Below are 8,618 nucleotides of genomic sequence, written 5' to 3'. Positions count from 1 at the left end.
CGGGCCCGCGACCGGAGTCACGGGAGCGACGGGGGACACCACGGTGACGGCGGCGTCGGGGGACTTGGCGGCCCGGAGCCGTTCGGACAGACTCATCGCTTCTCTCCCCTGACTTCTCCCTTGTGCAGACGGTGTCGGCCCTCGGATCGGGTGGGCTGCGACACCTGCTGCCCTGGTGCTTCCGGCGACGCTGGAGTACCCGCAGTCGCGGTGGTGGGCGTGGGCTTGAGGCGGCCCAGGAACTTCCCGACCGCTGACGCCGACCTGGGCGCGCGCGCGGGGGAGGAGGTGAACCGACCCACCAGCTTCCTCAGGTGGGTGGTCACGGGGTCGCGCTTGTCGCTCTGCAACAGCGGGATGCCCTGGTTGACCGATGCGACGGCACCTTTGGACCGGGGGATCATCATGTCCACGGAAGCGCCGATGGTCGCCTCGACATCTGTCTTGGTCAGGCCGTTCTGGGTGTCGGCGAAGTTGAGGACCACGTGGCGGCCGGAGAAGACCATCCCGAGTTCACGCAGGATGTCGATCTCTTTCCGGAGCCCGCGTACCCCCGGCACGTCCATGCTCGTCACCAGGACCAGGTCGTGGGTGTTGTCGAGGACCGTGAGGGTGGGTTCGGTGAGTCCCGGTGCGGTGTCGACCACCACGTAGCGGAACTCCGAGGCCAGGGTCTGCAGGAGCCGGCTGATGTCCTCCATCCCCACCGAGTCCGCCTCGGCGGGAGAACCCGGCCCGCACACCACGTACAGGCCGGTCTCGTGCTGTGTGAGGAAGGTCTTGAGGACCATCGTGTCCTGCGCGGCCGGCCCGTGCACCACGTCCACCAGGGTGTATTCCGGCGCGAGGTTGAGGGCACTGCCCACGTCGCCGAACTGGACGTCGAGGTCGACCAGGACGGTGGAGTGCGGGTCGGAGCGCGCCAGCCCGACGGCCAGGTTGGTGGCGACGGTGGTCTTGCCGACGCCGCCCTTCGGCGAGGCCACACTGATGACCCGACCGGGCTGGGTCTCCGATCCGTTGACCCCGCCTCCGGGGCCGACACCGGTCCCGGCTTGGCGGGTTACGGCGGTGCGGCGGGCGCGTTCGAGGACCCATCCGAGCTCGCCCGGATCGGCATCGGGGTGCACGATGTCGCACACACCGGCCCGCATGGCCGCGAAACCGATCTCCTCGGGCCGGTCGCTGACCAGCACCACCGAGATCCCAGTGTCGTCGGCGCGGAGTCCGGCGGCCACCTCGAGTGCGGTCGTCTGGTCGCGGGGGCCCGCGTCGAGGACGATCACCGACAACGGCTGCGCGCCTTGCGTCATGGCGAGCATCCGCGCGGGGTCGGACGGGAGCGGACCGAGGGGGAGGTCCACGAGATGATCTCCCACCACGGACCGGACACGGTCGCGGAGATCGGCGGACTCGGTCAGTACTGCGAGGCGGCTCATTGGTACACGTTCCCTGGGGTCACGATGCGGGTCCCTTCCTGGGGCACCTCGGGTCCTTCGACGGACAGCCAGATCGTTCCGTGTTCGGCACCGAACACGATGGTCTCCGCGTCGCGGGCGTTGACCGCAAGGGTGACGATCATCCCGCCGTCGGGCATCGCCGCGGCGGCGGGGTCCGCGTCCGACTCGGCGTCGGAAGGTGGGGTGATCCCGCCCTGCACCCGCAGGACGAGGATCTTGTGCAGGACGAGGTGGGTCTCGTTCTGGGGATTCCCCTTGGAGATGAACACCCCGACGGTGGCTCCCGGGGTCAGCGTTCCGCCCAGGACCCGCGGCGCGGCGAGGGGGATCGAGACCTGGTGGAGGCCCGGTGGGGCCGGGATCTCGCCGGGTCTCAGGATCGAGGCCGGGTCGGCGAAGCGGCCGGCGAGGATCTGCTCGCCCGGCTGCAGAGTGGTCACGGCCACCAGACCGTCGAGCTCCGCGAGGTCGGTCACGGCTCCGGGACCCACCGCCGCCGCGGGGATGTTCTCGGCGGCGACGAGCTCGCCAAGGGCCTCGGTCGGGGTGCCCTCGGCGATCGGGCCGGTGGCCACCAGCACGGTGACCGGTTCCATGTCGGCCATCGCGCGTTGATCGGCGTTGTTGACGTAGCTGATCAACACCACGGCGCCGAGCACCGCGAGGAGGACGGCGGCGACGATGGCCACGACACGACGGTTCACTGAGGACTCACTTACCTATCGGGGGAGCAGGGCCACCACGGAGGCGCCCATGTCGGGGGCGGTCGGCCCGTAGTCGAAGTCGTCGGACAGATCCACGAAGCGGGTGAAGTACCCCTCGATGCAGCGTTCGTTGCCGCGGCAGCTGGAGTTCCATTCGCGACCGGAGAAGCGGTAGCCGGTAATCCGGAAGGCGGCATAGCCGTACACGCGGTACCAGGCGTTGCTGCCGGAATCCCCGGACTCATCGAAGACCGGGATGAGCACGGTCGCGTTGCGCAGCGCGATGAGGTCGGCGTCGGTACAGGCGTTGGGGACCGAGTTGCCGGGGTCGCTCCAGAGGACCTCGTTGATCCGGTTGGCCACACTGCACCTTCCGGAGTTCGCCGCCAGCCACCCGAATCCGCCCGGCACGTGATTGCCGGAGGGGCCCGTGCACCCGTTCGCACCGGCGGTCTTGGAGGCGTAGATGGTGCGTCTGACGGTTCCGGACGGCATCCCGCCGCCGGTCTGCGCCCGGAAGTCACAGAGCGAGAAGGTCAGGGGGAGTACAGCCCTGCCGCCGGTGGGGGCGCCCCACCCCGTCGTGGCCGTCGCCGCGATCGCCGTCTCGTTGATGCCGAGGACGGGGGCGAACCAGTGCTCGCGGATCCCCGAGCCCGTCACGGACACCCGCCCCGAGGACGGTGTGGGGACCGGTACCACGCCGGCGGTCGCCTCCGCGTCGATGGTGTTGGCGGTGAGGAACTGCTGCGCAGTGTCGCGCGGGGTGCGGCAGTTGCCACGCGCACAGTCCTGGGCGATCGCCAGGGCTGCCGCGTCGGCGCCCGTCTGGAGCTGCTGCCGCTCGGAGTGGACGGAGGCGATGTCGATGGAGATGGCGGCGAAGCCGATCAGGGGGATCATCAGGAGCGCGACCATCACGCTGACGGCCCCGCGGTCGTCGTTCAGCCGTTGCATCGCATGGTCCCCCTGCCGGTCAGGGTGAAGTCGTCGATCGGGAGGAACCCGGAGAGCAGTTCGAGCGGGTAGGTGATGGTGACCGTGGCCGTGCCGGGTGGCGTGGTCGCGGTGGCCGCGCAGCTGGTGGGGGTGACGCTGATCGTCGCCCGGGTGAGGTCCAGCGTGTTGGCGGAGTTCCGAGTGGCGGTCCGCGCCGCGGTGACGCTGTTCTCCAGGGCCATCACCCGCACGCCGTCACGAGCAGCGTTGGAGAGCGTGGTCTGGATGTTGTAGGCGCGGCCGAACTCGATGATTCCCAGGACGAGAGCGAGGAGGACCGGCACGACCAGAGCGAACTCCAGGGCCGCGGCACCGCGGTCGGAGGAAGTTCTGGTCATGACGGTCCTCGAGAGGGTGAGGGGCGAGGGGCGAGGGGTGACTTGAGACGGCTCCGGCGCAGCGCCCGAAGGTTGGGCGCCGCGCCGGAGGTCGAGACGGTTCTTAGGTGGCGGCCGGGGCGTTGGCGGCACCGCTGGGAAGACGGCCAGCGATGTTCTCGAACAGTGTGTTCAGGTTTCCGCCGAGGAGGATGACTGCCGCAATGATCGCCACCGCGATGAGCCCAACCATCAGGCCGTACTCGACGGCCGTAGCGCCACGGTCCTTGCGGTCCTCGAAGCGATCGCTCACGAGGGCGTAGAGCGTGAAGTAGTAAGCAGCAACCTGGCTCATGATGAACCGTCCTTTGGTGCGGGGGTCGGTTGACCCGAGGGGAAGGGGGGCGTCCGATCCGGTGCGAATCAGTGACGAGAATCACTATGGCACACGAGTCAGGTTTGTCAAAACAAACTGATTAATCCGTTGCCTCAGTTCACCCCGCCGCTTCGCCCAGGCGCGGTTTGCGACGGTCCCGGGACTGGTCCTCGGATGCACTCGATTCAGGGTGAATAGCAGACCTATGCAACTGAACAGCGCAAACATCTACCAGCACAGCGATTCTCATCGCTGGTGCACAGAGTCGGGCGGAGGGGTGGCGGAGGCACGAATCCCGCAGTCTCGACAGTTGACTGACATGTCATGGTGCTTCTGGGCGGAAACTCTAGACTGTGAGAACCTTAAGTCGCAACCTAGGTAAGCCTAAGTCGCGTCCCGTCGAGGCTCGGGCTGGCCTCAGGGGGCGCGAGGCAACCGGGCGTGTGAGAAGTGCGAATCGTTGCCCAGAGGGGCGAGAAATCAGCGCAGCAGGCCGAAGAGGCGTCCGCCCCGGTGCTCGTGGCGCGAGAGCGCGGACCCGAGGAGGTCGGCGTCATGCTCGTGGTCGATCTCTGCGCCGGCGAGGCGCCCCACCGTGCGTTCCCAGAGCAAGCCCTCGTACACCGCGAGCAGATCGAGGGACGCGGCGGCGGGGTCGCGCAGTCCGGCCGCGTCGAGGGCGCCGGTGAGGTCGCTCGGGTCGAGAAGGGCGGCCACGAGATCGGTGGTGTCGTCCTTGCCGGTGAGTTCCATGATGAGTGCGGAGCGGGCTGCCAGTTCTCCGCGGTAGTCGGCGAGGAGGCCCTCGATCATCCGCGTGAGCGTCGACAGAACGTCGTCGGCGTCGGAGGAGGCGAGTTCCTGGATACCGGAGACCTCGACGAAGCCACGCAGGAGCGAGGTGAGTCGGTCGACGGTAAGGGAGAGGAGCTGCGCACGGGTTCGGCAGTAGTAGGAGGTGGAGCCCGAGGGCAGTCCGGCCTCGGAGTCGACGGCGCGGTGGGTCAGCGCCCGGACGCCGTCCCTGGCCACCACCTCGATCGCCGAATCGGCGATCAGCATGCGCCGGTCCTCCATGGTGGCTCCCGTCGTCGTGGTACTCGGTCGCTCGGCTCGACCGCTGTAGCGCGGGCTGGCCGACTAGAGGGTCAGCCTATCGCCGGGATCCCGATCCTGGATCGAAATAACTGCACGCCCCGCCACCGGTTTCGGTGACGGGGCGTCTGAGGAACGGTCGGGCAGGTCAGGCCGCGGAGGCGAGCTTCCGGGCGCGACGCCTGGACGCGTACCTGAGCGCCGTCTGCAGGCCGGCCCGCTGGCCCTCCTCCTGTGCGGGAAGGGGTTTGGGTAGGTCGGCGAACATGCGCTCGGAGTGGGTCTCCGGGGCGTCGTCGGACGTGCGCTGCAACATGTGATCGGGCAGCGACATCTTGGCGATGGTCCGCCACGCCTTGAAGTACTGCACCGGCAGCGGGCCCGCCACGTACGGCAGGTCGTACTTGCGGCACACCTCGCGGACGCGGACCGACGCCTCGGCCAGTCGGTTGGAGGACATGTCGGGGTAGATGTGGTGCTCGATCTGGTACGACAGGTTGCCCGAGAGGAAGTCGATCACCGGTCCGCCGGTGAGGTTGGCGGAACCGAGCATCTGCCGCAGGTACCACTCGGCGCGCGTCTCGTTCTCCACGTCCTTCTTGGTGAACTTCTCGGCGCCGTCGGGGAAGTGCCCGCAGAAGATCACCGCATTGGTCCAGACGTTGCGGATGCCGTTGGCGACGAGGTTGGCGGTCAGCGTGGACTTCCACCCCCTGCGCGAGAGCGCCGGGTAGAACACGTAGTCCTTCGCGAGCTGGCGTCCCGCCTTCCGCGCGAACAGCCGGAGCTTGTTCATCGTCTCGGGGCGGTCGTCACGCCCCTTGGCGACCCTGCCCAGCTCGAGGTGCTGGATCCCGACACCCCACTGGAACAGCAGTGCCAGGGCCGCGTTGTAGACGAGGTTGCCGTAGAAGTACGGGTGCCAGCGCTGGTCACGCGTCACGCGGAGCACGCCGTACCCGACGTCGTCGTCCAGGCCGACGATGTTGGTGTACTTGTGATGGATGTAGTTGTGGGTCTGCTTCCAGTGCTCGGACGTGCCCACGATGTCCCACTCCCACGTGGTGGAGTGAATCTCCGGGTCGTTCATCCAGTCCCACTGCCCGTGCATGATGTTGTGCCCGAGCTCCATGTTCTCGATGATCTTCGACAGCCCGAGGGCGCCGGCGCCGATGGCCCACGCGGTGCGATTGCGCGAGCCGACCATCAGCAACGCGCGAGATCCCACCTCGAGGGCGCGCTGGAAGCGGATGGTGTTGCGGATGTAGGCGGCGTCCCGCTCGCCGAGGGAGCCGATGATGTCCTGGCGGATCTGCTCGAGTTCCTCGCCGAGGGCCTCGATGTCAGCCTCGGTGAGGTGTGCGAATTCCGGGATGTCCGTGATAGCCATGAACCTACGGTACCGTAGGTTACGGTCGCGTAGGTAGGGTTAGGTCGTGGGTCACACCGTTCCCCGGGCCTCGCGCTGCGGCGGGACCGTGGCCGGGCGGTGGCAGAACAGTGGCGCGGGCGCGTGATCGGGGCCGCAGCGGGGCGGTTTCGGCCCAGATTATGACGCGCTGGCCAGCGGTGGAGCGCGACGATGCGACATCATTTGTCACGGTTGTGTAACGTCGGGTGGGTTCGCGACGACATATGGGATGTCACGCGCCACGGCCGGCTCGAGGGGTCCCTCGAGCCCGGGCGGCGGCACGCGGGACCACCAGACCGCCAGCTACGCCAGTACGCTTCGAGTACGACACACAAGGGGACACATCATGAGCAGCGCCAACGACATCTTCCTGCAGGCCATCCAGCCCGTCGTCGACATCTTCTGGACCCTGGTGTGGACCGCCACCGGTTCGACCGTGAGCGTTCCCCGCCCGGTGTCGCCCACCCCGTCTGCCTGATCGGTCGCCGCCGGGTACTCGTCCCGGCCCACCGCGACGACGGACCGCAACGGCCCGCCTCTCACCCGGGAGGCGGGCCGTTGCGTGTTCGGGCCGTCGTGTGTTCCGGGTCGTCAGAGCCCGAACTTCTCGCTGCCGCCGAGGTCGATGGGAATGGAGGCTCCGGTGATGCCCGCTCCCGCGGCGCTGCAGAGGTAGACGGCCATCGACGAGATCGCCGACGCCTCCACCCATGGTTCGGGCAGTTGGTTCATCCCGCTGAAGGTCTCGGCGGCGTCCTCGAGCGTGGTGCCCTCGCCCCCGGTCATCATGGCGATCATCGACGGGTTCTCGATCATGGGGGTGCGGACGTTTCCGGGGTGGAGGGAATTGCATCGCACTCCCGAGAAGCCCAGCTCGCCCGCCAGTGACTTGGCCAGCCCACGGACCGCCCACTTGGAGGTGGTGTAGCTGGAGGTGAACGGCGCGCCGCGCAGGCCCACCATGGAACTGATGATCACCACGCACCCGCCCCGGCCGGTGGCCAGGATGTGCGGGATCGCGGCCGTCGTGGTGACCCAGGTGCCCTTGAGGTTGATGTCCAGAGTGGTGTCCCACTCCTCCTCCGAGCGTTCCCAGGAGGCGGCGGGCTCGGGGGAGACTCCGGCGTTGGCCACCACGAAGTCGAGTCCGCCCAGCTCGGCCACCCCAGCCTCCACGGCGTCACGCATCCCTTGGAGGTCGCGGACGTCGACTTCGGCGGTCACGCACCTCCGCCCCAGCGCCCGGACCGCCTCGGCGGTCGCCCGCAGGTCCTCCGGGTCGGCCATCGGATAGGGCACCGTCTCGATATCGCGACACAGGTCGACGGCTATCACGTCGCATCCAGCGGCCGCGAACGCCTCGCAGTGGGCCCGGCCCTGCCCGCGGGCGGCACCGGTGACCAGCACTACCTTTCCGGACAGTTCGGGCGGGGTGGCGGTGGGGCTCGACATGGTGGGAGTCCTCCTGTGATCGGTGGCGGCCCCTGCGGGGTCTTTCGCCCTGCGGCATGCTGGAAGTCCGACGTTTACATAGTGATAGGTAGTGATCATCATGCTCGAACGGACTCTGGTCCTCGTGGATACCTCGTATCTCTTGGCTAGCTTCTACAACTCGTGGGAGGAGGGTGCACGCGGCCAGTTGGAGATATCCCTGGCCACGGTCGTGCACCGTTTAGATCAGGTGGCCCACGGTCTCGTCGACCAGCCGGTACAACGGCAGAACTGGTACGACGGTATTCCGGATTCCGGCCCGCACCGGTACCAGCGCACGCTCCGGGTGATCGAGGGCGTGCAGCTGCGTGCGGGGCAACTGATCGAGTGGGGTGAGCGGCGCACTCAGAAAGCCGTGGACACACTTCTCGTCGCGGACATGATCCAGGCCGCTTACAAGGGCCAGTGTTCGGACATGGTGCTGGTCACCGGTGATGCCGACATGATCCCCGGGGTCCGGGTCGCCGTGGACGCCGGGGTGCGGATGCATCTGGTGGGCTTCGGGTGGGACTCCATCTCCTCGGCGTTGCGACACGCCTGCGACACCACGCTGGTGCTGGATCCGCGCACGGATTTTCACGACGCCATGCAGATCAGGGTTCTGGAGGGGCCGATCCCGCCCAAGGTCCGGTCCTCGTCCGAGCGTCCCACCGCACCGGGTGATGACGGCAGCGAGCCGGAGGGCGAGGAGTCGGTGGGGATGGTAGAGGTGGATCTGCGCCCCGATCGTGCGTCCGCCACCTCGGTGGCCGATGAGACACGCCT

At 68.1% G+C, this 8,618-nt stretch carries 10 protein-coding genes; 2 read left to right on the top strand and 8 right to left on the bottom strand.

All coding sequences use genetic code 11. The annotated features are described in order from the left end of the window. Positions 1–92 precede the first annotated feature (92 nt). From G6019_RS08575 to G6019_RS08545, 7 genes are all read right to left on the bottom strand, one after another. A complete protein-coding gene (locus G6019_RS08575) occupies positions 93–1,439 on the bottom strand; it encodes an AAA family ATPase (protein WP_182613415.1) in 1,347 nt (448 codons plus the stop codon). After that, a complete protein-coding gene (gene cpaB / locus G6019_RS08570; RefSeq protein ID WP_309230192.1) occupies positions 1,436–2,149 on the bottom strand; it encodes a Flp pilus assembly protein CpaB in 714 nt (237 codons plus the stop codon). Before cpaB ends, G6019_RS08575 begins: the two co-directional genes overlap by 4 nt. Before the next feature lie 30 nt (positions 2,150–2,179). Continuing rightward, on the bottom strand, positions 2,180–3,121 hold the full coding sequence (locus tag G6019_RS08565) for a pilus assembly protein TadG-related protein (protein WP_182613413.1): 942 nt from the start codon (positions 3,119–3,121) through the stop codon (positions 2,180–2,182). Further along, the gene (locus tag G6019_RS08560) at positions 3,109–3,501 is read right to left on the bottom strand and encodes a TadE/TadG family type IV pilus assembly protein (protein ID WP_182613412.1); all 393 of its coding nucleotides are present in this window, start codon (positions 3,499–3,501) and stop codon (positions 3,109–3,111) included. The genes G6019_RS08565 and G6019_RS08560 overlap by 13 nt, the downstream gene beginning before the upstream one ends. A gap of 103 nt (positions 3,502–3,604) precedes the next feature. Further along, positions 3,605–3,835, bottom strand: a complete 231-nt coding sequence (locus tag G6019_RS08555) for a Flp family type IVb pilin (RefSeq protein ID WP_182613411.1) — start codon at positions 3,833–3,835, stop codon at positions 3,605–3,607. A 501-nt stretch (positions 3,836–4,336) separates the two neighbouring features. Beyond that, the gene (locus tag G6019_RS08550; protein WP_228549274.1) at positions 4,337–4,918 is read right to left on the bottom strand and encodes a TetR/AcrR family transcriptional regulator; all 582 of its coding nucleotides are present in this window, start codon (positions 4,916–4,918) and stop codon (positions 4,337–4,339) included. 181 nt (positions 4,919–5,099) lie between these two features. Further along, positions 5,100–6,341 (bottom strand): fatty acid desaturase family protein, encoded by a 1,242-nt coding sequence (locus tag G6019_RS08545; protein WP_182627412.1) that lies wholly within the window; start codon positions 6,339–6,341, stop codon positions 5,100–5,102. A gap of 367 nt (positions 6,342–6,708) precedes the next feature. Here G6019_RS08545 and G6019_RS17595 point away from each other — a divergent pair, with 367 nt between their 5' ends. Then, the gene (locus G6019_RS17595) at positions 6,709–6,840 is read left to right on the top strand and encodes a hypothetical protein (protein WP_255412657.1); all 132 of its coding nucleotides are present in this window, start codon (positions 6,709–6,711) and stop codon (positions 6,838–6,840) included. A gap of 113 nt (positions 6,841–6,953) precedes the next feature. On the opposite strand, the gene G6019_RS08540 is transcribed toward G6019_RS17595, so the two are convergent. Further along, positions 6,954–7,814, bottom strand: a complete 861-nt coding sequence (locus G6019_RS08540) for a mycofactocin-coupled SDR family oxidoreductase (RefSeq protein WP_182613409.1) — start codon at positions 7,812–7,814, stop codon at positions 6,954–6,956. Between the two features lie 100 nt (positions 7,815–7,914). Here G6019_RS08540 and G6019_RS17255 point away from each other — a divergent pair. Then, positions 7,915–8,618 (top strand): NYN domain-containing protein (locus tag G6019_RS17255; RefSeq protein WP_241725947.1); only part of this gene is annotated, 704 nt, incomplete at its 3' end.

This window comes from Dietzia sp. DQ12-76 (assembly GCF_014145045.1).
In the GTDB taxonomy this organism is placed as follows: Bacteria; Actinomycetota; Actinomycetes; order Mycobacteriales; family Mycobacteriaceae; genus Dietzia.
Note: the sequence above shows the minus strand (reverse complement) of the source record. Positions and strands in the feature narration are given on the sequence as shown.